20 protein-coding genes are annotated in these 26,043 nt (G+C 37.7%); 14 read left to right on the plus strand and 6 right to left on the minus strand.

Features of this window, described 5'->3' with window-relative positions; genetic code table 11:
* The first annotated feature begins 160 nt into the window (after positions 1-160).
* The 4 genes from RGQ13_RS05650 to RGQ13_RS05665 all read left to right on the plus strand — a co-directional run bounded on the left by RGQ13_RS05650 (position 161) and on the right by RGQ13_RS05665 (position 3,375).
* Positions 161-1,078: a LysR substrate-binding domain-containing protein gene (locus tag RGQ13_RS05650; RefSeq protein ID WP_348392591.1), complete on the plus strand. Its 918-nt coding sequence runs from the start codon at positions 161-163 to the stop codon at positions 1,076-1,078.
* A gap of 119 nt (positions 1,079-1,197) precedes the next feature.
* Positions 1,198-1,746 carry an RNA polymerase sigma factor gene (locus RGQ13_RS05655; protein WP_348392592.1) on the plus strand — a complete coding sequence of 183 codons (549 nt, stop codon included), beginning with the start codon at positions 1,198-1,200 and terminating at the stop codon, positions 1,744-1,746.
* The gene (locus RGQ13_RS05660; protein ID WP_348392593.1) at positions 1,739-2,443 is read left to right on the plus strand and encodes an anti-sigma factor; all 705 of its coding nucleotides are present in this window, start codon (positions 1,739-1,741) and stop codon (positions 2,441-2,443) included. Before RGQ13_RS05655 ends, RGQ13_RS05660 begins: the two co-directional genes overlap by 8 nt.
* Positions 2,444-2,445: 2 nt before the next feature.
* Positions 2,446-3,375, plus strand: a complete 930-nt coding sequence (locus RGQ13_RS05665) for a hypothetical protein (protein WP_348392594.1) — start codon at positions 2,446-2,448, stop codon at positions 3,373-3,375.
* Between the two features lie 88 nt (positions 3,376-3,463).
* Here RGQ13_RS05665 and RGQ13_RS05670 read toward each other — a convergent pair whose 3' ends face one another.
* From RGQ13_RS05670 to nadK, 3 genes are all read right to left on the minus strand, one after another.
* Positions 3,464-3,805, minus strand: coding sequence for an outer membrane protein assembly factor BamE (locus RGQ13_RS05670; protein WP_348392595.1), 342 nt, complete (start codon positions 3,803-3,805; stop codon positions 3,464-3,466).
* A 115-nt stretch (positions 3,806-3,920) separates the two neighbouring features.
* Positions 3,921-5,585, minus strand: coding sequence for a DNA repair protein RecN (recN, locus tag RGQ13_RS05675; protein ID WP_348392596.1), 1,665 nt, complete (start codon positions 5,583-5,585; stop codon positions 3,921-3,923).
* Between the two features lie 481 nt (positions 5,586-6,066).
* Complete coding sequence (nadK, locus tag RGQ13_RS05680; RefSeq protein WP_348392597.1) at positions 6,067-6,948, minus strand: NAD(+) kinase; 882 nt, start codon at positions 6,946-6,948, stop codon at positions 6,067-6,069.
* Positions 6,949-7,128: 180 nt separating this feature from the next.
* Here nadK and grpE point away from each other — a divergent pair, with 180 nt between their 5' ends.
* A complete protein-coding gene (grpE, locus tag RGQ13_RS05685; RefSeq protein WP_348392598.1) occupies positions 7,129-7,764 on the plus strand; it encodes a nucleotide exchange factor GrpE in 636 nt (211 codons plus the stop codon).
* A 226-nt stretch (positions 7,765-7,990) separates the two neighbouring features.
* Here the strand turns inward: grpE and RGQ13_RS05690 are convergent, their stop codons facing one another.
* Positions 7,991-8,881, minus strand: coding sequence for a response regulator transcription factor (locus RGQ13_RS05690; protein ID WP_348392599.1), 891 nt, complete (start codon positions 8,879-8,881; stop codon positions 7,991-7,993).
* Positions 8,882-9,049: 168 nt separating this feature from the next.
* Between RGQ13_RS05690 and RGQ13_RS05695 the strand changes: the two genes are divergently transcribed.
* The 5 genes from RGQ13_RS05695 to RGQ13_RS05715 all read left to right on the plus strand — a co-directional run bounded on the left by RGQ13_RS05695 (position 9,050) and on the right by RGQ13_RS05715 (position 19,498).
* Positions 9,050-14,041 (plus strand): response regulator, encoded by a 4,992-nt coding sequence (locus tag RGQ13_RS05695; protein ID WP_348392600.1) that lies wholly within the window; start codon positions 9,050-9,052, stop codon positions 14,039-14,041.
* Positions 14,042-15,091, plus strand: a complete 1,050-nt coding sequence (locus RGQ13_RS05700) for an HD-GYP domain-containing protein (RefSeq protein ID WP_348392601.1) — start codon at positions 14,042-14,044, stop codon at positions 15,089-15,091.
* Positions 15,092-15,268: 177 nt separating this feature from the next.
* The gene (gene dnaK, locus RGQ13_RS05705; RefSeq protein ID WP_348392602.1) at positions 15,269-17,191 is read left to right on the plus strand and encodes a molecular chaperone DnaK; all 1,923 of its coding nucleotides are present in this window, start codon (positions 15,269-15,271) and stop codon (positions 17,189-17,191) included.
* A gap of 109 nt (positions 17,192-17,300) precedes the next feature.
* Positions 17,301-18,443, plus strand: coding sequence for a molecular chaperone DnaJ (dnaJ, locus tag RGQ13_RS05710; RefSeq protein WP_348392603.1), 1,143 nt, complete (start codon positions 17,301-17,303; stop codon positions 18,441-18,443).
* Between the two features lie 326 nt (positions 18,444-18,769).
* Positions 18,770-19,498, plus strand: coding sequence for a tetratricopeptide repeat protein (locus RGQ13_RS05715; protein ID WP_348392604.1), 729 nt, complete (start codon positions 18,770-18,772; stop codon positions 19,496-19,498).
* 87 nt (positions 19,499-19,585) lie between these two features.
* Here RGQ13_RS05715 and RGQ13_RS05720 read toward each other — a convergent pair whose 3' ends face one another.
* Positions 19,586-20,050 carry an Lrp/AsnC family transcriptional regulator gene (locus RGQ13_RS05720; protein ID WP_348392605.1) on the minus strand — a complete coding sequence of 155 codons (465 nt, stop codon included), beginning with the start codon at positions 20,048-20,050 and terminating at the stop codon, positions 19,586-19,588.
* A gap of 303 nt (positions 20,051-20,353) precedes the next feature.
* Between RGQ13_RS05720 and RGQ13_RS05725 the strand changes: the two genes are divergently transcribed.
* From RGQ13_RS05725 to RGQ13_RS05735, 3 genes are all read left to right on the plus strand, one after another.
* Positions 20,354-20,938 (plus strand): elongation factor P hydroxylase, encoded by a 585-nt coding sequence (locus tag RGQ13_RS05725; protein ID WP_348392606.1) that lies wholly within the window; start codon positions 20,354-20,356, stop codon positions 20,936-20,938.
* Positions 20,939-20,948: 10 nt separating this feature from the next.
* Complete coding sequence (locus tag RGQ13_RS05730) at positions 20,949-22,085, plus strand: ATP-NAD kinase family protein (protein ID WP_348393379.1); 1,137 nt, start codon at positions 20,949-20,951, stop codon at positions 22,083-22,085.
* Positions 22,086-22,158: 73 nt separating this feature from the next.
* Positions 22,159-22,440 carry a YfcL family protein gene (locus tag RGQ13_RS05735; protein WP_348392607.1) on the plus strand — a complete coding sequence of 94 codons (282 nt, stop codon included), beginning with the start codon at positions 22,159-22,161 and terminating at the stop codon, positions 22,438-22,440.
* Here RGQ13_RS05735 and mnmC read toward each other — a convergent pair.
* The gene (mnmC, locus tag RGQ13_RS05740; RefSeq protein WP_348392608.1) at positions 22,437-24,470 is read right to left on the minus strand and encodes a bifunctional tRNA (5-methylaminomethyl-2-thiouridine)(34)-methyltransferase MnmD/FAD-dependent 5-carboxymethylaminomethyl-2-thiouridine(34) oxidoreductase MnmC; all 2,034 of its coding nucleotides are present in this window, start codon (positions 24,468-24,470) and stop codon (positions 22,437-22,439) included. The two genes, RGQ13_RS05735 and mnmC, sit on opposite strands and share 4 nt — an antisense overlap.
* A 200-nt stretch (positions 24,471-24,670) precedes the next feature.
* On the opposite strand from mnmC, the gene fabB reads away from it, so the two are divergent.
* Positions 24,671-25,882 carry a beta-ketoacyl-ACP synthase I gene (gene fabB, locus RGQ13_RS05745; protein ID WP_348392609.1) on the plus strand — a complete coding sequence of 404 codons (1,212 nt, stop codon included), beginning with the start codon at positions 24,671-24,673 and terminating at the stop codon, positions 25,880-25,882.
* Positions 25,883-26,043: the final 161 nt, after the last annotated feature.

Here is a 26,043-nt window from a genome sequence, read left to right on the forward strand (position 1 = left end):
AATATCCCTATTGAAAACAGCTTATTTAATGTTTTACATCATGTGAAATTGAATGAAATCACTATAGACGGATCTAGGTTTGTAAATTTTTTATTGGCAAAAAATCTATTTTTAGATTAAATTTATTAACTTACTATTGTAAATTTGATTGAAAATATCGATGAATACTCATTTACCCAACTTAAAACATCTGCAATATCTACTCGCATTAAACGAGCATCAACACTTCCATCGAGCAGCGGATGCATGTTTTGTAAGTCAGTCAACTCTTAGTAGTGCTGTTATAAAACTTGAACAACTTTTAGATTGTCAGCTTATAGAGCGAGATCATAAAAGCTTTGTCTTTACTGCGCATGGCAAAGCAGTAGTAAAAATGGCTGAACAGTTAATTCATAGCGCCACTGATTTAGTCGAATTCTCAATGTCACAGGGCTTAACTAGCAAAGGCCATATATATTTAGGCTGTATACCAACTATCGCACCATTTTTATTAACTGATGTGATATCTGCCACTTCAGAATTATTGCCTGATATTGAATTATTTATTAAAGAAGCGCCAACAGATGAATTGCTCAAGCAATTAGCTAATGGTGACATTGATATTGCCATTCTAGCTTTGCCGATTGATAACAAACATAATCACAACTTTAAACAAACCCACTTGGGCAACGATGAGTTCTATTTAGCCGGTAACGAAGAGTTAGTAAAACAAGTAATAAGCGATGAAGATTATCAAAATATACCTGACGAAAGTGTATTTTTATTATCAGAGGAACATTGTTTAACTGACCACGCTTTATCAGCTTGTAAATTAGTGAACAAATCTAAAATAAATCCTTTTGCTGCCACTTCATTAGCGACCCTTTTACAAATGACGATTCATCATAATGGTTTGACCTTTTTACCTGAAATGGCAATAAATAAAGGCATTGCAGGCCATGCTTATTTGACCGTACAAAAGCTTAATAAGCATCCCTACAGAGAAATAGCCATGCTTGAACGTAATGGCAGTCTTCGCTCTGAAACCTTCAGTTTACTGGCAAATGTAATTACTGATTTGTTTGAGCAAAACCGTTAAAAATATAAAGTTGAAAAAAAATTTAAAATTTTCAAACTATTTTCTCAATCCTTCCTACATATATAGTAAATCGATATTAATAAAGAAAATAATAATGACAAACCTTCTAGGTATATATTTTGTTTGAACGCAGCGATGAAACATTAATAAGCCTTGCTTTAAAGGGGAAAAAATCTGCTTGGATGACGTTATTAAAGCGTTATGAAAAGCCGATTTATAATTACACTTTACGTATGGTTAGTAACCCTGATGATGCTTTGGACTTATTACAAGATATCTTCATGGCGGTTTTTAAGAATTTAGCCTCGTTTCGTGGTGACAGTAAATTTAACAGTTGGTTATTTAGAATTGCACATTATCGATGTATTGAGTATTACCGGCGCAAGAAACCTCATCAATCTCTAGATGATGAACCAGAGCAAGAAGCCGATATTAGCGATAGTTGTCCTGAAAATAATATAAAACAGTCTCAACAATCGGAAGCGTTAGCTACGGCGATGAAAATTTTACCAATAAACCAGCGTACCGTTATTGAGCTAAAGTTTTTCCAGCACTTTACCTTCGATGAAATAGCCGGTCAGCTTGGTATATCAAGTAATACAGTGAAATCTCGTTTATATAGTGCGTTAGATAAATTAAAAGGCGTTTTGGAGGTAGATTATGTCTAATTCAGAAAATCATAAAGACCATGAATTTAAGTTATGGTTAGATGGCAAGCTAAGCCCTGAGCAAAGTATGCAGTTTGAACAGGATATTGCCGATGATGAAGCTATGCAGCAACGCCTTGCTACTGCACGCTTTATTGAACAACAAGTACATTGTTATGAAGAACAAGCGACACCTACTTGGGATCGGGAAAGTACTTTTCTTGCTGATTCAAAGCCTTGGTGGCAATGGCAAGGGCTGCCAGCATTGTCTATGGCATTTTCGATATTTGCTATTTGTTTAGTGATTTTTAAAGTCGAACTAGTTATGCAAGACAGTGGACTTTTGGTTAACTTTGGTGGAAAAAGTGTTCAACAAAACCCAGTGAATGTTGACCAACTTATAAATCAACGTCTAAAAGAATTTGCCGCTGAACAGCAGGTCGTTATGGCAAATTATGCTGCAGATATGAAAGATGACCAACAAGATAATAATTTAAAACTTGCCACTTATTTAATGAGTGCCTCCAGACAAGAACGTAAAGAAGATATTTCAAGTTTTGTTAAGTTTGTAAATGAGCAACGAGACGAAGATGCAATTGATCAAAAGTTACGCTTTCAAAAGCTTGAGTATGCTTTACAGTCGCAATCAATTGAAAACACATTAAATTCACCAATGCTTAAAAAAGCAAATTATGAACAACCTATGCAGGAGAAATAAAAATGAAAAATATTAATAAGGCGGCTTTACCTCTCGCATTGGCATCAGTACTGTTTAGCAGTCATGCGAGTGCAATTGATTATGACAAATTGCATCAGCAACTAGATATTATGAGTGACATTATTAAGAGCTCTGTTAAAAAGCAAAGTGATAATAAAGGACCGCAGCTTGCAAGAATAGAAAGTCACTATTTAGCTGGTCAAGGTGTTGTTTTTAATTTGAACGTTGCCAGGGTTCTATATTATGGTCACAACAGCAATATAAATACTCCAGTGATGCCGCTTATGCCTGTTGTACCTCGCCCGCCACGTAATTCTGAAGGGCACGAAGGAGCAGAGCTCTTTGGTGAAAACTATGAAATAGTCATTGAAGAGGCTATGGAAGAAGCTGCGATAGCTATTGAAATGATAAATGAAAACATTCGTTTTGATGCTGAAGATCAACGGGAGTTAAGAGAGCAAGAGCGAGAGCTTGCCTATGAGTTAAGAGATTTAGCACGCGAAGAACGCGATTTAAACTATGAAAAACTGCATTTAGACGACGATGAAAAAGCTGAGTATCAAAAAGAATTAGTTGAAATAAAGAAACGTAAAGAAGTTATTGAGCAAGCCAAAGTAAAAGTTAAAAAACGTGCTAAGGAATACAAAGCTAAAGTACAAAAAGTACAGGATGAAAAAGCAAAACAACAACAACTATTTTATTCACAGCTTGAATCAAATATAACCGATGTACTGTGCAGTTATGGTGGAGGCTTGAAAGAGTTACCTGATTCAGAATATATCTCAATGATTATTAATGGAGCAGGAAATACCATTGATGGACGAACTAAAGATAAAGTATTGGTATTTAATAAGTTAGACGTTAAAAATTGTGTACTTGAACGCATTGATGCTGCAGCTTTACTCAGTAAAGCTAATGGCTACCAGTTTTAGGTAGAGGGAAATAAGCGAGCAATAATAAGAAAGCCCTGTATTTAACAATACAGGGCTTTAATGCTTTTAGAGCTTATTAGGTTTTGTATTACTGATCCATAGGTACGTGAAAGTTTTCACCTACTTCAAAGTCACCTTCTGCTTTGGTTAGTAAATCGCCATCAAAGCTTAAAACCAACTTTTTACGTTTATTAAAAGCTTCATCTTTACCAGATAAGAACTCATAAACGTAATACCAAGTATCATTATTGAAGCTGTCTTTTATTACTGGGTTACCAAGTACATATTTTACTTGCTCTTTGGTCATACCTACTTGTAATTTATTAATTTGTTTTTGTTCTAGGTAATTACCCTGAGGCACGTCTATTTTGTATACACAGCCCGAAACTAAGCATAATGCTAAGCTTAAAATTATTGCGCGAGATAACATCTATTATTTATTCCTATCTATCCTGAGCAAGGATAATAACCAAGCCAGTTAAGAGATTAAAGGTTTTTGTCATTTATTTGCAAAATTTATTATTATTGCTGTCTATATTGAGTAACTAACTAGCTAAAAGTTCCTTCGCATTTGCTAAACTTGTTTTTGTTATTTCATCTCCAGCTAATAACCGAGCTATTTCATTTTCTCTGGCATCAAGGCTGAGTTCAGTCACACTAGTTTGTGTATTTTTTCCATCAGTGAGTTTTGCCACAAATAGTTGCTGATGCCCTTTACTTGCAACTTGTGGTAAATGAGTGACACAAATAACTTGCGTAGACTCACCAAGCTTATTCAATTGTTGTCCTACCTTTGCTGCTGTTGGACCACTGATACCAACATCCACTTCATCAAAGATAAGAGTAGGTGTAACAACCTTTTCAGCAAGGATCACTTGTATTGCTAGACTTATTCTTGATAACTCACCACCTGACGCAACTTTTGCTAAAGGTTCAACTGGTTGGCCTGGGTTCATGCTTACTAAAAATTCGATATTATCTGTGCCATTTGTAGTTGGCTCTGTGATCTCTTTTTCTGCTATAGCTAATTTGAAAATTGCCTCTGGCATATTCAATTGGCGAATGGACTTCGTTATTGCTTTTTCGAGCTTAGTTGCAGCTTTTATCCTGCTTACTCTAAGTTTACAAGAAAGCTCTTTATATTCGAGTAGGCAACTCTCCATTTCATCATGTATGTGTTCAAGTCGTGAATCATCTGAAGCAATAGCATGCAACTCTTTACAAATGTCACGGTGAAAACTATCCAAATTTTCAGGTGCTACTTTATGTTTTCTCGCTAAATCAACAGCGGTAGAATAGCGTTCTTCGATTAATGCGAAAGTTTGTGGATCTAAGTCGATACTTTGTTGATATTCTATAAGGTCATGGCTTGCTTCTTCAAATTGGATCCTAGCTTCATTTACTAATGTTGCGATTGCTTTAACGCTGGGGTCGAGTTCTGCCAGTTGATTTAGGTTTTCGGTAGATTTTTGTAGTTGGCTAAGAAGATTGAACTGCTCATCGTTTGCTATTTCTTGTACGCATTGTTCCGATAACTGCATTAATTGTTGAGAATTACTATTTCGCTTAAAATCTGCTTCTAGTTGTGTAAATTCATTTACTTGCAGGGAAAATTCATCAAGCTCTTTTACTTGATATTGCAATAATTGTTGTTGTGCCAAGCGTTGCTGTTTACTTTGTTGAAGAATTTGTAACTCACTCTTGAGTGCTCGCCACTGGTTTTGGTAATGTTTTAGCTCTGATAACATCTCTTGATGGTTGGCATAATCATCTAATAATCGGCATTGCTCTTGGTTTTTCATTAACAGTTGATGGTCGTGTTGGCCATGAATATTTAATAAGTATTGACCAAGATCTTTTAATTGCGCTAAAGGGACAGGGCTACCATTTATGTATGCTTTCGAGCGGCCTTCTGCGCTTATTACTCGTCTTACAATACACTCACCATCTTGTTGTAGATCATGGGTAGCAAGCCACTTTAATGCTTTAGGTGTATCTGTTATTTCAAAAGTTGCAGTAAGCTCAGCTTTGGTGCTGCCTGGTCTAACAGTATTCGCTAACGCCCTACTACCTAAACATAAACCTAAAGCATCTATGGCAATCGATTTACCAGCACCTGTTTCGCCTGTGATGGTGGTCATGCCTTTTTGCCAGTCGATTTCTACAAAGCTGACAATGGCGAAGTTTCTTATGGCTAAATTTAATAACATAGTCGCACTCAATTAATTATTTATTTACCAAAAGGTAAAAAATAAACACTGTTGATTTATACAGTAAAGTTAACAGTGATTTTTTTTGAATGCAAGTTTTATTTCCATTCAGGGAAGAAGGTATGCCGAGCTACCATGGATGGTAAAGGATCGGCGACATTCAGGGAAGAAGGTATGCCGAGCTGCCATGGATGGTAAAAGGTCGGCGACATTCAGGGAAGAAGGTATGCCGAGCTACCATGGATGGTAAAGGATCGGCGACATTCAGGGAAGAAGGTATGCCGAGCTGCCATGGATGGTAAAAGGTCGGCGACATTCAGGGAAGAAGGTATGCCGAGCTACCATGGCTGGTAAAAGGTCGGCGACATTCAGGGAAGAAGGTATGTCGAGCTACCATGGCTGGTAAAAGCTCGGCGCGTTTTCAATTAGGGCTTTGTCGAATTAGTTTTTGACGATTGGTATTTAAAGCTTACTTATGGTTTTAATAAACTTTATTACCCCAACTCAGTTTTGTTCGTAATACATTAAAATAATCATGATCAAGAGGGTGTACTAAACGAAGTGTGTATTTACATTTTTTGATACGTATTTCATCTCCTGGCATAACCGCTAAGATCACGTGACCATCACAACTTACTTGTAATTCTTCATGGTTATTCGTGGCAACAACAAGCTTAATCTCACTGTCTCCATCAACCACAATAGGACGAGAACTTAATGTATGTGGAAACATTGGCACTAATGACAAGGCATTTAACGTTGGTGTCATAATAGGTCCGCCGGCCGACATTGAATAGGCAGTGGAACCTGTAGGCGTAGACACGATAATTCCGTCAGAGCGTTGTGAAAACATGAATGTATCATCTAAATAAACAGCAAACTCCATCATACTGGCAACTTTGCCTGGGTGAAGTACAGCCTCGTTCATCGCGCTATTAGAACTTTTTAATTTACCATGCCGATAAACTTCGGCCTGAATTAAAAATCGTTGTTCGGTTTTAGAACGGCCATCAAGAATTGCTTCAAGCGGTTCAATTAGGTTGTCCGGTGATAAATCGGTTAGAAACCCTAAGTTGCCGCGATTAACACCAAGTACAGCAATGTCATAACTTGATAATACCCGAGCTGCACCTAACATATAGCCATCTCCACCAACCACAATTGCCAAATCAGCTTGTTCTCCAATATCAACAATATCAAAGGTATGGATATCTGCTTTATTTAATTTGTTGGCAACAGATGTTTCTATCATTACGTTGTAATTATTACCTTCTAGGTAATGATGAAGCGCGGCGATAGTCGCTAATGCACCTTCATGTTCGGGTTTGCCGATAAGGCCTATCGTTTTATACATTTTACTCATTCAAATAGCGCTAATATATTGTTTATTATGGCAGTTTTACCGACATTTTTCCTATTGTAAAGAGGGCATTTAATAAATAGTTAAAAAATCTCCTTGAAACCTTTGATAAAGCCCCCATAATTACCACAATTATGAATTAATAAGTCTTGTTTAAGACTAAATGATACTGTGGAGTTATCGATGACTACTGAGTCAACCAATACTGATAAAGAAGTTTCAGCAACTGAAGCTGAAGTTAATGCAACTGAAGAGCAAGTAGTTGAGCAAAACGATGTAGAGCAAACTGAAGCTACAACCGAAGTTGTTGAAGAAGAAGTTGTTGTTGAATTGACTGCCGAGCAACAAAAAATTGCAGAGCTTGAACAAGCTTTAGCAGCAGCTCAATTTACAGTTGCTGACCAAAAAGATTCAGTAATTAGAGCTAAAGCAGAAGTTGACAACATGCGCCGCCGTAGTGCTCAAGAAGTTGATAAAGCGAAAAAATTTGCTTTAGAAAAATTTGCCGGTGAAATGTTAAGTGTTGTTGATAACTTAGAACGTGGTTTAGCAACAATTGATGCTGAAGCAGAAGAACAAAAAGCAATATTTGAAGGCGTTAACTTAACCCTACAAGGCTTGTCTGCAGGCTTAGAGAAATTTGGTGTAAAAGCTGTAGATCCAAAAGATCAACCTTTTAACCCTGAATTGCACCAAGCAATGTCAATGCAACAAGTTGAAGGTGTGGAACCAAACACTGTAATTGCTGTAATGCAAAAAGGTTATGAGTTAAATGGACGCTTAATTCGTCCAGCTATGGTTATGGTTTCTAAAGCATAACCAGCTAAATATATTTAAAATATTAAAAGAGCGAGAAAGTTATCTTTCTAGCTCTTTTTTTTTGTTTCAAGGATGAAGCAATGCAAATCGCCATGGACCGTGCCTTCACATCCTCGGCAACTGCTTCCTCGATAACGCTCCTGAGCTATTCTACTTACATACGTCCCTATATTAATGCATGGCTCTACCTCCTGCACCCCTGCAGTGGTCCTTGAAGGTGACGTGGTTAATTGTTTCTGATTAAGTTATCTATTTGCCATTGCATGGCATGGTGTTGCAAAATTAGCTGGCAATGAGTTTTAACCCTTGCTGACAAAATTTCAGGGATAACTGGCTTTGTTATGTAGTCTACGGCACCAAATTCAAATCCTTTAATTACGTCATTTACCTCAGACAAGGCAGTTGTAAAAATGACTCTAATGTTCTGGGTCAGAGGATTGCGCTTTAACTGTTTACAAAAGGTTAAGCCATCAATATCAGGCATCATGATATCAAGTAATATTATATCTGGGGGAGTGTTTGACAAACAAACCGTCATTGCTGAACTGGCGTTGTTTGCTGCTTTCACTTTATATTGCGGTTTTAAAATACCAACAATTATTTCAATATTCATAGCTACGTCATCAACCACTAGAATTTGAATTTCTTTGAGTGTAGTTTTTGCAGCAAAGCGTCTATTTTTCAATTTGTTAGGAATATCTTGAGGTTGATTTCTGATGGGAAAGTTAATTGCATGCAGTAAACGCTCAGTCAATATAGTCTGATTAAAAGGTGGGACAATATATTCGGTAACACCATGTTTAATAAGTTTATCAATGAGTACAGGGTCGATAATATCAGAAATAACAATAAAAGGGATTTTGTAAATGTCTTCATTATTTCTAACAAAACTCAACAACTCAAAAACACTTGCATCGTCTAGGTTCTGCCAAAAACAAATAATTAAATCGAACTTTTTAATTTGCAGGTAACTCTTACTTTGTTCAATAGATGCGGCAACGTTTTTACTGAAGTTGTAAGCGTCAAAGCGGGAATCGAAGTTAAGATCATTTTGTGAGCTGAAGTTAACTATAAGAACCGATTTTTTCTGCAATAACGCTAATGCATTTTGTGGCATGTTTGTTCTCTTCATTCAAACTTAAAAAAGTCGCAATTTCTCATTCTCTTTATATACTAGAATAAAAGCTGAAAAAATTAACTATTAATGAACTACTTAAATAAATTAATTACTCTCTTAGTCACAATTATCTCCTTATTGTGTTGCTTTACAATATCAGCAAACGAATTGTCTCCTGAATTGCAAGCCTGGGCAAAAGCAAATCCGAAAGTAGCAGTAGGTATAGATTCTGAGTTAGCTCCTTTAGATCACGTAGATGAAAATGGAATCGCAATAGGCATAGGGGCAGCTTATCGCGAACAGTTAAATAAAGTTTTACCGGTTCAGTTAATGGTTAAATCGGCAACAACATTTGCAAAAGAATATAGCGCAGTACAACAGCATAAGCTTGACGCGCTATCACTTTGTGCTCGCAGTGATAATCGCAAAGGACAAGTTTTATTTACAACTCCAATAGTCACACGAAAATCAATTTTAGTCGTATCAACACTTTCAGGCATCACATCAATTTCGGATATACAAGCAACTACAAAGATTGGTGTGGTTAAAGCATATTCAAATTTTGAGCATGCGAAGGCTTTAGTCGGAGATAAAAATGTCATTCAAGTAAGTGACTTAGTCACTGGTTTAGAGCAAATGAATCTTGGTCAATTAGATGGTTTTGTCACCACATCATTAAACCTTATTTACGCAGAAAGGGAACAAGACGAAAGCCGTTTTCGTTCAATTGCTTTAGATGGTTTTGCACCATTTGAATTAGGTTTTTGCGTCGATACTGAAAAACCAGAATTGGTAGAAATATTAAATTGGGGTATTGAGCAACTTGGAGAAGAAGCCTGGCAAGAACTTCAGTTAGATTGGAGCGAATCGTTTCGCAAGAGTCAACCCGAAATGGATATAACAAAAATAAACTATCCGCTTTATTTATCTATCCTTGTAGCGCTAATTTTTGTTTCTTTGGTTATTTTAAAAAGTCGTAAGTATGCCGATGAAATAGCAAATAAGTTTGGCACTGAGCGGTTTAAAGCGATTTACATCATGATTATTGTCTTGATTTTGACGATTGTGAGTGTAGCCACCACTGTTTTTTTAAAAGACTTTAAGAAGGAATCGCTTGAAAAAATTGAAGGGGTCTTAGAATTAAATCAAGAAATAATTAATGATGATTTATTAAATTGGTATAACTCTAGAGAACAACTTGTAAAAGGCATAAGCAGGTTAGGGAAGTTTAAAAGGTTAGTAATACAACTAAATACATCAATAACAAATAATGATTTAAAAAATGAGCAGCTAGCCAGAGATTCATTGCATGATTTTTTTGCAGCAAGGCCATCAACAACAATAAACTCTCGTGATTTTAATATTATCTCTGCAGGTGGTATAAACCTGTTTAATAATGTTGAAAAATTAACGGGTGATATAAGTGTACTAATAGCTGAGCGACCAGGGATATTTAATCTGGTACTTGGCGGAAAAACGATGTTTTTCCCTGCAATTAGAGAAACTGACGCTAGAAAGCAAACCAAGGCATTACTCTATATAGCTGCACCTATTTTGGATGACACTGGCAAAGTTATTGCTGTTTTCGCCTTAAATTTTGATCCTAATAAAAGTTTTACCAGCATATTTACCCGTGCTAAGTATGGTAAAACGTTCGATGCTTATGCAATTGACGGTAGCGGCTATTTAGTCTCAGGCAGTCGCTTTACTAAGCAGCTTATCAGTTTGGGTAAACTATCGAAAAACCAATCAAGTATTCTTAACGTTTCTCTACCAAATATAGAGCAAAATTCTATTGTACAAAGTACCTTACTCGGTTCTTCCGGACAAAATTTAACAGGGTATATTGATTATCGAGATCACTATGTCGTAGGCATATGGCAATGGAATGAGAAGTTTAGTTTGTCTACTGTGGTTGAAATAGATTTTGACGAGTCGCAACAAGAGTATCTGCAATTACGAGATTTGTTGATCAGCATACTCGTTGCAACTGCGTTAATTATTATCGCGCTTTCAGCGTTTATGTTTATTATTTCTCGCAGAGCAAATGAAATTAATAATCGATCAAAAGATGAGTTAGAAGCTATTGTAAATGAAAGAACTAAAGCATTAGCACGTTCAGAGAGTAAGAACCGCACTGTTTTAAGCTCTGTAGCCGATGGCATTTTTGGCATTGATAAAAACGGCCGATGTGTATTATTTAATGAATCAGCAAGTCAGTTACTCGGTTACAGCGAAAAAGAAGCCATTGGTCAACCGCATCTAACATTATTTCATCATACCAATGAAGATGGCAGCAAACATCAGACAAGTGAAAGTCCTATATTTAATGCCTTGCTAACTCAAAAAGTAGTGCATGTCCCTAACAATTTCTTTTGGCATAAAGATGGCCATAAGGTTTTTGTTGAATATAGTGTCGCGCCAATTACTTCTGCGGGAGATGAACTTGCAGCGGTGATCGCGTTTAAAGATATTAGTGAACGGTTGAAAGAAAGAGAGCGGTTAGACCGAATATTAGAATCTGCGCCGATAACAATGCTGGTGGTGAACAAAAATGATGTCATTGAACAAGCCAACGCAACCGCCGAAAGAATGTTGGGGTTTGAAGTTGAACAGTTAATCGGTAAGCCTTTAGCCACAATTGTGCCTGAACACCGCCGAGATGAGCATCACGCTTTTACTAACGAGTACTGGCAAGATCCAATTATCCATCGCAGTGGTATAGATGACGGTACATTGGATATGCTCACTAAGAGTGGACAAACCATTGAGGTTGAATCTGTTTATACCCCGGTATCTTTACGCGGAGAAGAACTACTTATTATTTCTATTCGTGATATAACCCAAGAAAACATGGCTAAAAAAGCCTTATTTGAAGCCAAAACGTTAGCTGATGATGCCAGTAAAGCCAAATCAGATTTTTTAGCGAACATGAGCCATGAAATTCGCACCCCCATGAATGCAATTATTGGTATGTCACATTTGGCCCTTGAATACGACTTGGAAAATAAACCGCGCAATTATATTCAGAAAGTGAATAAAGCCGCGGAGTCATTGTTAGGCATAATTAACGATATTCTTGATTTTTCAAAAATTGAAGCGGGTAAACTTGAGTTGGAAAATGTTGATTTTCATCTTGAGGATGTCATGCATGATCTCTCAAATATTATTGGTATACAAACTCACGAAAAAGGCTTGGAGTTACTGTTTAATATTTCAACCAATGTGCCAGTTTTTGTAAAAGGTGATCCACTTCGATTACATCAAATACTTGTTAACCTTGCAAGTAACGCAAGCAAGTTCACTCATCAGGGCCAAATTGTTATCTCGATTAAACTCGTTAGCTCTGCAGATGAAAGAGTTAAATTACGTTTTGCAGTACAAGATTCGGGTATAGGCATGAGTGATGAACAACAGAAAAAACTGTTTAAATCTTTCTCACAAGCTGATTCATCAACAACACGTAAATATGGCGGCACAGGACTAGGCCTTACTATCTGTAAAAATCTTGTTGAGATAATGGATGGAGATATATGGGTTGAAAGTGAGATTGGTAAAGGCAGTTGTTTCTTTTTTGATATCTACCTGAATTTACCTGAAGGTAAACTAGAGCAAAAATTTAGCAATGCACAAATGCAGATGCTGACCGATAAAAATGTATTAATCGTAGATGATAATGCTATGGCTCTTGATGTATTAAGTAATATTATGAGCTCATTCAAATGTAATGTAACAACGGCTAGTAATGGCTTGGAGGCCATTGCGGTTGCGCAAGCTTATGAAGGTGAATTTGACTTTGCCATGATTGATTGGAAAATGCCGGGGCTTGATGGCATTGAAACAATTAATAAACTTAAAGATTTGGTTTCTGATAAAACCAAAAACTTTATTATGGTTACCGCTCATGGAGAGCAAGAGATAAAACAGCATGTAGATTCTATTGGTGAAAAATCAATAGACAGTTTTTTAGCAAAACCGGTAACCGCATCATCAGTGTTTGATGAAATGATGCGCTTGATGGGACAATCTTATATTGCTACGACACGTAAAATTAAGAAAACAGATGAAATCAGAAAATATCAGCAAGCGTTAGCTGGCTGTAAAATATTGCTGGTTGAAGATAATGAACTTAATCAAGAGTTGGCAATAGAGTTGTTGAAACAGGCTAACATCATGGTAGAACTTGCGCAAAATGGCGAGCAAGCAGTAGAAATGGTAAACACTCATCTTTACGACGGAGTGTTAATGGATTTACAGATGCCAATTATGGATGGATATACTGCAACGGGTATAATTCGCCAAGATCACCCCAACTTAGCTATTATCGCCATGACTGCCAATGCAATGGCTGGTGATAAAGAAAAAGTTATTGATGCTGGCATGAATGATCATATTGCCAAGCCTATTCATCTTGGAGAAATGTTTTCAACCATGCATCGCTGGTTTAAACCCTCAGGTTTATCCGCCAGTGAAAAACGAGCCGTTGAAGAGACCACTACTAACATAAACCACTCTAACAAAGCCATTAACGATATAGCTTCTGCTAATTTTTGTCATATAAATATAGAGGCTGGGCTTGCTATAAGTGGTGAAAACTCTGATCTCTATGTTCGTTTATTGAAAAAGTTTATGAGCAGCCAAAGTGATTTTTACATTAACTTTGGCGAAGTTTGGGCAGAAGGGCAACTTAAAGATGCGGTATTAATCGCCCACACCTTAAGAGGTACTGCAGGAAATATTGGTGCCACAGCTTTGCAACATCAAGCTGGGATCTTGGAAACTGCTTGCGCCAATCAAGCCGAAACTGAAGTTATTAGCACCGAGTTTCAGTTGTGCAGCCAAAAATTACAAAGTGTGATGTCTGAACTCATACAGTTTTTTGAACATCAAAATGTTGAAACACCTTCCAGTCTAGCTCGTTCACCTGTTGAAGAAGTATCCCTAGACAAATTGCAACCCAAGCTAATTGAATTACTTTCTATGGTGAATGAATTTGATACAGATGCAAACGAGTTGGCTGAAAAAATTGCAGATGTCATATTTGATGTAATAATTAAAAAGCAGTTTGAAAAAATTATAACAAGCATTGAAAGTTATGATTTTGACTTGGCGGCAGAGCAATTACGAGATTTTTTAAACACTCACGATATGGAAATTTAAATGAGCGAACAAGCAACAGTGCTAGTGGTAGATGATAACTCCGACAATATAGACGTATTGAATGGAATTTTACGACCATTTTATAAAATTAAAGCAGCCCTAAATGGTGAACTAGCGTTAAAGATTGCCAACGGAAAACAAAAGCCCGATCTTATTTTATTAGATGTGATGATGCCAGGTATGGATGGCCATGAAGTTTGTCGTCGCTTAAAGGCAAGCCCTGTCACTTCTAATATTCCGGTTATTTTTGTGACGGCGAAAACTGAGATTGCCGATGAAGAAAGTGGCTTCGCTTTAGGGGCTGTTGATTATATTACCAAGCCGGTAAGCGTGCCTATTGTACAAGCTCGAGTGAAAACCCAATTGGCGTTATATAACCAACAACGTGAATTAGAGAAAAAAGTTAAAGAAAGAACCAAAGCATTGGAAAATACCCGTGCTCAAATCATTAGAAGATTAGGCCGTGCTGCAGAGTTTAAAGATAATGAAACTGGCATGCATGTCATTCGGATGAGTTACTATTCAAAATTTTTGGCCGATGAAATCAACGCCAACAGTGATTGGGCAGAATTGCTGTTTGATGCAGCACCTATGCATGATATTGGCAAAATAGGGATAGCTGATAATATTATATTAAAACCGAGTAAACTCAATGATGACGAATGGAAAGAAATGCAACGACATGTTGAATATGGCGCTGAAATCCTCGGTAATGATGATTCACCTTTACTGTCGTTAGCCGTTGAAGTTTGTTTATATCACCATGAAAAATTTGATGGCAGCGGTTATCCGCATCAACTTAAAGGCAAGAATATTCCATTAAGTGCTCGCATTGTCGCAATTGCTGATGTGTTTGATGCCTTAACATCAGAGCGACCCTACAAAGAAGCCTGGAGTATTGAGCAAGCTTTTACCTATATAACCGAACAGTCTGGAAAGCACTTTGATCCTGATTTAATTGAACCATTTAAAAATTGCTTAGAGAGGATCAAAGAAGTTATGGTTAAATATGCCGATGAGCATGAACGTGCCACCTTCGGGAATATGTAGTAAAGCTAGCTAGAAATATAAGGATTTGTGGAAAATAAACGCCGTTTCTTCAGGGTTTTCATCAAAAGTTCATTTTTTTTTAATTTATTTTAACTTTTCTATTGAAAAATAATTCAGCCCACCCCACTTATTGAATATCAAAGAATTATCTGAAATATTTTAAGTGGAGATCCTCAAATGGGCAAAATTATTGGTATTGACCTTGGGACAACAAACTCATGTGTTGCTGTATTAGACGGCGATAGCGTACGTGTTATTGAAAATGCTGAAGGGGATCGTACAACTCCTTCAATTATCGCATACACCGCAGAAGGCGAAACGTTAGTTGGTCAACCAGCAAAACGTCAATCAGTAACGAACCCTGAAAACACTTTATACGCAATTAAGCGTTTAATTGGTCGTCGTTTCGAAGATAAAGAAGTTCAACGTGATATCTCAATTATGCCATTTGGCATTGTTAAAGCTGACAATGGTGATGCTTGGGTTACAGCACGTGATAAAAACGTTGCTCCACCACAAGTTTCTGCTGAAGTTTTAGCAAAAATGAAAAAAACTGCAGAAGACTACTTAGGTGAATCAGTAACTGAAGCTGTTATCACTGTTCCTGCATATTTCAACGATTCACAACGTCAAGCAACTAAAGATGCTGGTCGTATCGCTGGTCTTGATGTTAAACGTATTATCAACGAACCAACTGCTGCTGCACTTGCGTACGGTATGGACAAGCAAGAAGGCGATCGCGTAGTTGCTGTATATGACTTAGGTGGTGGTACATTCGATATCTCAATTATTGAAATTGATGAAGTTGAAGGTGAACACACATTTGAAGTACTTGCGACAAACGGTGATACACACTTAGGTGGTGAAGATTTCGATAACCGTTTAATCAACTACCTAGTAGCTGAATTCAAAAAAGACCAAGGTATGGACTTAACAACTGATCCACTAGCTATGCAACGCTTAAAAGAAGCTGCTGAAAAAGCTAAGTGTGAACTATCTTCTGCACAACAAACTGATGTTAACTTACCTTACATCACTGCAGATGCCTCAGGTCCTAAGCACATGAACATTAAAGTTACTCGTGCGAAATTAGAATCTCTTGTTGAAGATATGGTTAAAGCTACTTTAGAGCCGTTAAAAACTGCTTTAGCAGATGCTGACTTATCTACATCTGATATCACTGATGTGATCATGGTTGGTGGTCAAACACGTATGCCTATGGTTCAAGAAGCTGTTACTAACTTCTTCGGTAAAGAACCTCGTAAAGACGTAAACCCTGATGAAGCTGTAGCTTCTGGTGCAGCGGTACAAGCTGGTGTTTTATCTGGTGATGTAACAGACGTTCTTCTTCTTGACGTTACTCCTTTATCTCTTGGTATTGAGACAATGGGCGGCGTGATGACTAAAGTTATCGATAAGAACACTACTATCCCAACTAAGCAGTCACAAACGTTCTCAACAGCTGAAGATAACCAATCTGCTGTAACCGTGCATGTTGTGCAAGGTGAGCGTAAGCAAGCATCTTTAAACAAGTCTTTAGGTCAATTTAACCTTGAAGGTATCGATGCTGCACCACGTGGTACACCGCAAATCGAAGTAACTTTTGATATTGATGCTGACGGTATCTTGCACGTAACTGCGAAAGATAAAAATACTGGTAAAGAGCAAAAAATTACCATTAAAGCTTCTTCTGGTTTATCTGATGATGAAGTAGAGCAAATGGTACGTGATGCAGAAGTTAACGCTGATGCTGATGCTAAATTTGAAGAGCTAGTTACTGCACGTAACCAAGCTGATGGTATGGTTCACGCAACTCGTACACAAATTACTGAAGCTGGTGATGATTTACCAACTGAAGATAAAGAGAAAATTGAAGCAGCTTTAACTGAACTTGAAGAGTCTCTTAAAGGCGATGACAAAGAAGCTATTGATGCCAAATCTCAAGCCGTAATTGAAGCGTCTGCAAAACTTATGGAAATTGCTCAAGCGAAAGCACAAGCTCAAGGCGGCGAAGCTCCTGAAGGTCAAGAGCAACAAGCTCAACCTGCAGACGACGTTGTAGATGCTGAGTTTGAAGAAGTAAAAGACGATAAAAAATAATAGCTAACTAAGCACCGCTTAGATTAGATATTGAATAGAGCGCTGCTACCTAAAAGGTTAGTCAGCGCTTTATTGTTTGTAACAGACACCATTTAAAGTAAAGATAACTATGTCAAAACGCGATTATTATGAAGTTCTAGGTTTGTCGAAAGACGCTGGTGAACGTGAAATTAAAAAAGCCTATAAGCGCTTAGCAATGAAATTCCATCCTGACCGTACCAAAGGTGATAAGGATAAGGAAGAGCAATTTAAAGAAGTTAAAGAAGCTTACGAAATTTTAAATGATGATCAAAAGCGCGCCGCTTATGATCAATATGGCCATGCAGCTTTTGAACAAGGTGGTCACGGCGGTGGCGGTGGTGGATTCGGCGGTGGTGGCTTTGGTGACCAATTCGGCGATATCTTTGGTGATATTTTTGGTGGCGGCGGTGGTCGAGGTGGTCAATCTCGAAATCGACGTGGTTCAGACTTACGCTATAACTTAGACATGAGCCTTGAAGAAGCTGTTAAAGGTAAAACTGTAGAGCTTAAAGTACCTACTTATGTAAACTGTGATCCTTGTAAGGGCAGCGGAGCTAAAAAAGGTACTTCAGCGAGTACTTGTTCAACTTGTCATGGTCATGGTCAAGTACAAATGCGTCAAGGTTTATTTGCTGTACAGCAAACCTGTCCTACTTGTTCTGGTCGCGGTAAAGTGATCAAAGAGCCATGTACATCATGTCGTGGTCAAGGACGAGTAGAGAAAACCAAAACATTATCTGCTAAAGTTCCTGCAGGTGTTGATACTGGCGATAGAATTCGTTTATCTGGTGAAGGAGAAGCCGGTGAAATGGGCGCTCCAGCAGGTGATTTATACGTACAAGTTAATGTACGTGATCATGACATATTTGTACGTGATGAAAATAATTTGTATTGTGAAGTACCAATTAGCTTTACTACGGCGGGTCTTGGCGGTGATATTGAAGTACCGACACTAGATGGTAAAGTTAAACTTAAAATACCAAGCGAAACTCAAACGGGAAAAATGTTCCGTATGCGTGGCAAAGGTGTTAAATCAGTGCGCAGTTCTATTACCGGTGATTTAATGTGTAAAGTTGTCATTGAAACGCCAGTAAACTTGAAGACTGAACAGAAAGAATTACTAGAGCAATTACAAGCTAGTATGGGTGAAGGTAAAGCCGCTGCTCATTTCCGTCCAAAAGAACAAGGTTTCTTTGATGGAGTTAAAAAATTCTTTGATGGTTTGAAATAATACCTCGATTTGAATTGATATATAAAAAAGGCTGCATTTGCAGCCTTTTTTTTGTTTAGAAACAAGAAACAAGAAACGAGAAACGAGAGAGAAAGTGCAGTTCAGGTTGGCTCGAATATGTTCTGACGTAAATTCCATATGGAGTTTTCCACATGTAAGCATAAAAGCAGATTCTGAAACAAGTTCAAAAAGATCAGTAAGTTCTGAGTGCTCTTCGTTTCTCGTTTCTAGCCTCTCGTTTTTTAACTTATCTTTTCTAAAATAATATACCGTTATATTAGTAATTTAGACTATAATGAAAACACCAATTATTAGGAGTTAACCGAATGTTTTCTAATAAAAAATTCTTAGTATTAATATTCTTAATGGCAGCAGCAAATCCTGCATACTCTGGCTATGACGAAGCTTTAGATATGATCAATAAAGGTGACTTTATTGAAGCCATAGAAGAATTAAAACCACTCGTTGAGTTAGGTTATCCACCGGCGTTATACCAACAAGCTACTCTTTATGAAAATGGCCAAGGAGTACAAAGGGATCAGAGCAAGGCTTTTGAATTATACCAACGTGCTGCCGGTCGTGGCATCGCTGAAGCTCAGTTTGCTATTGCTCAAATGTACCTAGAAGGAAGAGGTTGTACCAAAGATACAACGCAAGGGTTCGAGTATACTCGCCGAGCCGCAGATAAGGGCCTAGCTGCAGCGCAGTATAATTTAGCATTGATGTATCAAAAGGGCGAAGTTATTACCCAAAGTTATCGAAATGCGGCAATTTGGTATGAAGATGCCGCTATGCAAAATTTTGCCTTAGCACAGTTTAATTTAGCATTACTATATTTTGATGGGTTGGGTGTTACTAAAGATATAGAAAAGTCTTATATTTGGAATCGGGTTGCGGCATTTAATGGTTATGATCCTGCTGAAAAAAGCATGAATATGGACTCGAAAAGCCTATCACGTGAGCAAATTAAAAGTGCGCGTGAACGTGCCGATGAACTATATTTAAAAATTAGTCCTGACGAGCAAAATTATAAACCGTTTAGCTTTGAAGGTTAAACCGTAAGGGGCAAAAAAAACTAGGGTCAGAGTCAAGTTATTGAAGAATAACTTGACTCTGACCCTAGTTTTTTGCTCTGAATTTTCTTAACTGAAATTAGGTATTGCTGAGCTTCTTGAATGCTCAAAAACTAATGCTGTTTCCACATTTGTAACCTCGTCACGAGAAGTGATCGCTTCAAACACAAAACGTCGTAAATGCTCGGTGTCTTTAACCGACATGTGAATATAAAAATCAAATGCTCCGCCCATATGAAACATACTGACAATTTCAGGCAAAGGCAAAAGCTCATCGCGTAATAAATTTACGATCTGTTCTGAATAGGGCTGCACTTGGATGGCTGCCATTGCCTGTATATTGCCACCTATGGTGTTGTAATTTACGTCAATAAAAGAACCTTTAATTACTCCTGATGATTTTAAGCGTTTAACTCGCTCTAAACAGGTTGAAGGGGCTATGCCTATTGCTGCAGCAAGATCTTTGTTGGTGATGTCAGCATCTTTGAATAACAAGGTTAATATTTGCAAGTCGACATCATCAAGCTTCTTCATCGTTGGTTCTCTGTAAGTTGTTTTAATTAAGCTAACTATATCGTAAAGTTTGAAAAGGTTATACCAATTCCATTAATTATGTGATCTACTTTTTAGTGAGGGGGAATGGATAAATACAAGGCATAAATTTTTCTAAGTAGTTATTCTACTTAAAGATTTTATAACGCAGTAGTTATTTATTTTAACAAGTAAAATGAGCAGATAATTAATGGACTTGGTATTTAATCACAATTAATTGTACTGATTTACCCGGTACTGTTTTATTGCTAAAATGCGAGCAATTATCGTTCATTAGCTATTTTCATGAAGCACAACTACCAAGATTTAATTCATATCTTTGCCGAACAGTTTTCACTTACTGACAATACTCGCTTAGTAAAAGGTGATGACGAGCCGATCTACCTGCCAGCAGATGAACGCTATAGCTATCATCGGATTATTTTTGCTCATGGCTTTTATGCCAGTGCATTTCATGAAATTTCACATTGGTGCATAGCCGGAAAAAATCGACGTTTACTCGAAGATTTTGGTTATTGGTACGCCCCTGACGGTCGCGATGCAAAACAACAAGAAAATTTTGAACAAGTTGAAATTAAACCACAAGCCATAGAATGGGCATTTTGTATTGCGAGTGGCTTCAACTTTAACGTTTCTGCCGACAACCTGTCTGGCATTGAAGTTGATAGGTTTGGCTTTCAATGTAAAGTATTTGAGCAAGTTATAAATTACTTAGAGTATGGTTTTCCCAAAAGCGCAAAGTTATTCATTGACGCGCTTATTGCTTTTTATCAGCCTGGTTTGATATTAAATGCTGAAATGTTTGAGTTTAATAATCCCTTACACTTCACCAATACAACTGAAACTGTGTTGATGGAAGGTGTTATTTAATATGACTAGCATGACACAATTTAAATTAGGATTTTTAGTTAATCCTATTGCAGGTATAGGTGGAAGTGTCGCGCTAAAAGGAAGTGATGGCAAAGATACTGCTGAAACAGCGTTGCGCTTAGGAGCAGAACCCAAAGCTAACCTTAGAGCCAAACTCGCTTTAGAAGTGCTACTTCCATATAAAGACAAAATAATCATTTATACCGCTAATGACGATATGGGAGGAACTACAGCCAAAGAGTTAGGCTTTAATGTTGAGATCATATATCACTATGAAGACCCTCATTCGACACCTGCTGATACTGAGCAGCTAGTAAAAGCACTACAACTTAACGGTGTTGATTTGTTGTTATTTGCTGGTGGCGATGGTACAGCTCGCAATGTCTGTCATCAAGTTGATAGTTATTTCCCCGTTTTAGGTATTCCTGCAGGCTGTAAAATTCATTCTGGTGTATATGCTTTAACACCTAGTGCAGCGGGCAGAGTTGTTGAACTCATGGTAAATAATGAATTAGTTTCATTTACCGATGCCGATGTTATGGATATTGATGAAGCTGCATTTCGCACCGGTACTGTAAAAGCTAGGCGCTATGGTGAAATGCAAATTCCAAGCGAGTTACAGTATATCCAAGCAGTAAAATCCGGTGGCAAAGAGACCGATGAAATGGTACTGATGGACATTGCAGCTCATGTTATTGAACTTATGGATGAAGAGTTATTTGTTATCGGATCCGGTTCAACTGTTGCCGCTGTTATGGAAGAACTTGCCATCGATAATACCTTACTAGGTGTTGATTTATTGCAAGAGCAAGAGTTGTTACACAGCGATGTTATTGAAAGTGAGTTATATCAAGTCGTGATAGACTCAGAATTACCGGTGAAATTAGTAATAACTGTTATTGGTGGCCAAGGTCATATTTTTGGTCGGGGTAATCAACAGTTAAGTCCTCGGGTTATCCGCGCCATTGGTAAAGATAATATTATCGTCGTAGCCACCAAAAGCAAACTACAAGCGCTTAATCATAGGCCTCTAATTGTTGATACAGGAGAGCCGCAATTAGATAAAGAATTATCTGGCTTTATACCGGTAGTTACCGGTTTTCATGATCAAGTATTATACCCAGTTGCAAGCCCAGGTTTAGAATAAAGCAGATGCAGAGATTGTAAGCTATCTCACTCGCATCGATTAGAAGTTTAAAATATTAGTTTAGAAATACAAAATGAATTTAGATAAAGTAGATAACCTTGAGCAATTATTTGGCTATTTTGATGGTTTAATTGAATTAGATTGTGATGACCAATTGTTTGCTGCAAGTTACTTGCGTGGTTTTATAGAAGTTGCCGCTGTTGAATATGGTGAGCTAGACCAACTTCTAGTGTTCCCGCTTTACACCAAAGTTGATCAACAGGTCATCGCGGCTCAAAGCGAATTGTCTGAACAAGATCAAGTTATTGTCAGTGCATTCTGGCAATCTATCAAGCCGCGTTTTAAAGCATATTAGCTTTTTGATTTGATCAAGTCGCGAATGATGAAACGATTTGGGGATAAATTAAATAGCATTTCTTCATCAACCGGGTAATCGTCATTGCAGATTTCAGCGGCAAGAATATCGGCTAGTAATGGGGCTGAACATAACCCCCTAGCACCTAATCCAGTTAAGACATATAGGCCATTTTTTAATGGCGCCACCTGTTGATAATGCCAGTTTTTATCTTTACTTAAATGCGCATAGTATTGTTTGTGTAAATCAATATTTGGTATGCGGCCAACAATTGGTAAATGATCCGGCGTGCAGCAGCGTAATCTCGCTTTACTCGCTTTTACGTCTTCACTCGTCCATTGGCCTATGTCACCCAAACAACGCTCTAACATTTCAATATTATAAGAATCATCGATTGATCGAGATGATAGGTCGCTGTCATCTTTATCGAAGGTTGCGCCGATGCAATGCACATTATTATTTTCTGGCGTTAAATAGCCTTTATGACAAAGTACTGTTTTCAAATTATTGATCTTGGCATTGGTTTTCATTTGGCTAACTTGACCGCGCACGATAGACAATGGCATGTCATTTAAAGCATCAATTTTCAGGCTGTCAGCACCAGTACATATAATCAGATTTTGTACTTGTTTTTGTTCTTGCTTTTGACCTTTTTGAGTTGTAATTAGCCAGCGATCATTTTTTAAAGCTTTAACTGCTAATAATGTTCGCTTGTTTTTTACTTTCACTTTTCCTGTGTCTATTGCGGCTTGGATGATTGCATTAACCAGCTCCGGAGGGCAAACCCATCCGGCCCTAGGCATATATAAACCGGGGTGATTTACCTCAACACCGCTGATAGCATTGACTTGTTTAGCACTAATTGCTTGGATTAAGTTTTCTGGCCAGGCTTGTTTTTGCGCAAATACTGTTTGCCTTTTTACTAACGCATCTTTATACGACACCTCAATCAGACCATTAAAGCCATGACTAAAGTTGTAACCTAGCCCTAATAGTTCTTGGTATAAAGCCATTGAACGTTCGAAACCTTGCTGATAAAAATCACTTATGGGATCTTTATTTTGATGAAGTAACGGGTAAATGGCACCAATAGCATTGCTTGATGCGCCTTGAGCTAGATGTTCATCCTGGCACAGCAATGTTACTTTAATGCCTTTTTTAGCCAAGGCAAAAGCTGCACAGGCACTAGCTAATCCACCGCCAATAATGGTGGCATGTTTCGAACTTTCAACTTTCTCTCTAACTTTGAAACCTGTCAATGGTTTACCTTTACGCAGGCCAACATAAGTGGCTATTAAAGATTGTGACTTTTCTGCTCGGCTTTCACTATTTTCTACTTCAGCTTTATCATGATCGAGTTTACTCACTTTAAAACCAACTTCTTCAAGTCCCCGTCTTACTATGCCCGCTACAGTAAAAGTTGCCAAAGTCGCATTTGTTTTTGCAATTCTAGCGAGTTGTAAAAACAAACCTTTATTCCACATCTCAGGATTTTTAACAGGAGAAAAACCATCAAGGTAAAAACAATCTACTATGCCTTGTTTAGGTACCTCTATACTCGCTAATGCTTTAGTTGAGTCAGAAAATAAAATTGTCAAGGTTACAGCACTATCTGCAAATAAAAATGTTTGCTGTTGTTCATGTAATTCATATTGTTTGAGCAATTCATTGCTGTACTCGGCATACTCTGGCCATAAGGCTAGGGCACTAGTAAGGTCATTCTTACTTAAAGGAAATTTTTCAGTGCTGATAAACTGGAGTTTCAGGGGGGAATCAGTTTGTTGTTTGAATTTAATAAAACGGTCTAAAGTAAGTAAAAAGTTTAATCCTGTGCCAAAACCGGTTTCAACAATAACAAAGGTATCTTCACTGTGTTCATGCCAAACTTGCGGAATATTATTTGCTTCAATGAACACTTGTACACTTTGTGAGCAGCCTTGATTGCTATCAAAGTAAATATCGTCAAATTCTTGCGAAAATGGTGCACCATTTTCATTAAAACTTACATTTGCTGTTTTTATTTGTACCACGAAGCAGAAACCTTGTTATTTAATTTGAACGAAAAATAGTGCATTAACCCGCTAATTTTGTTAAATTTTACTCCTTAGTCGAGCGATTATCTACTAAAGTCTATGGCAAATCAGCGTACAAGTGTACACTGGACAGACCAGATAGAGTTTTTTTCGTAGTATGATACGCACAATTAAATCAATTAACGATGGTTAAATATATGAAACGTGTAGTTATTACAGGTCTTGGTATTGTGTCTAGTATAGGTAACAATGCAAACGAAGTACTAGATTCTTTACAAAATGGTCGCTCTGGCATCAGCCGTGCAGAAAGTTTTGCTGAAAATGGTTTAAAAAGCCAAGTTTGGGGACAACCTAACATTACTCCAAGCGAGCATATAGATCGTAAAGTTATGCGCTTTATGGGCGATGCCGCAGGTTATGCTTACATTGCTATGCAAGAAGCAATTGACGATGCAAAATTAACAGATGAGCAAGTATCTAATGTTCGTACTGGTTTAGTTGCAGGGTCAGGTGGTGCTTCTTCAATGAACGTAATTAATTCAAATGATACTCTTCGTGCAAAAGGTATTCGTCGTGTTGGTCCTTATGCGGTACCAAAAACAATGTCGAGTACTTGTTCTGCCTGTTTAGCAACACCATATAAAATTTTAGGCGTTAACTATTCTATCAGTTCTGCCTGTGCTACATCAGCTCACTGTATTGGTCATGCTGCAGAGTTAATTCAATTAGGTAAACAAGATGTTGTATTTGCTGGTGGTGGTGAAGAAGTAGATTACTCATTAGCTATGATGTTTGACGGTATGGGTGCACTATCAACTAAAATGAATGACAATCCTGAACTTGCTTCACGTACTTACGATGCAAACCGCGATGGTTTTGTTATCTCTGGCGGCGGCGGTATGGTTGTTGTTGAAGAACTAGAACACGCTCTTGCTCGTGGCGCGCACATTTATGCAGAAATCGTAGGTTACGGTGCAACTTCTGACGGTTACGATATGGTAGCTCCGAGTGGTGAAGGTGCTGTACGTTGTATGCAACAAGCTATGCACGGTGTTGAAGGTAAAGTTGATTACTTAAACACTCATGGTACATCTACACCAGTTGGTGATGTTAAAGAACTTGGCGCAATTCAAGAAGTATTTGGTCATGATTCTCCAATGATCTCTGCGACTAAAGCGATGACTGGTCATGCTTTAGGTGCTGCAGGCGTTCATGAAGCTATATACACAATGTTAATGATGGAAAACGACTTTGTTGCTCCTTCAATTAACGTTGATGAGTTAGATGAAAAAGCTGCAGGCTTGAACATTATTACTGAAAAACTTGATACTGAAATTAACCTAGCTATGTCAAACAGCTTCGGTTTTGGCGGTACTAACGCTACGCTAGTAATGGCAAAATATAAATAAACGATATTTATATATTTAAAGTTTGTTAAAAACCAGGTGCGTCCTGGTTTTTTTGTGCTTAAAATATGAGAAGCTAGGAGCTAGGAGCTAGGAGCTAGGAGCTAGGAGCTAGGAGCTAGGAGCTAGGAGTGGTCCTAGTTGGTCCTAATTCATTAGGACGT

It is taken from the genome of Thalassotalea psychrophila, from assembly GCF_031583595.1.
Classification (GTDB): domain Bacteria; phylum Pseudomonadota; class Gammaproteobacteria; order Enterobacterales; family Alteromonadaceae; genus Thalassotalea_A; species Thalassotalea_A psychrophila.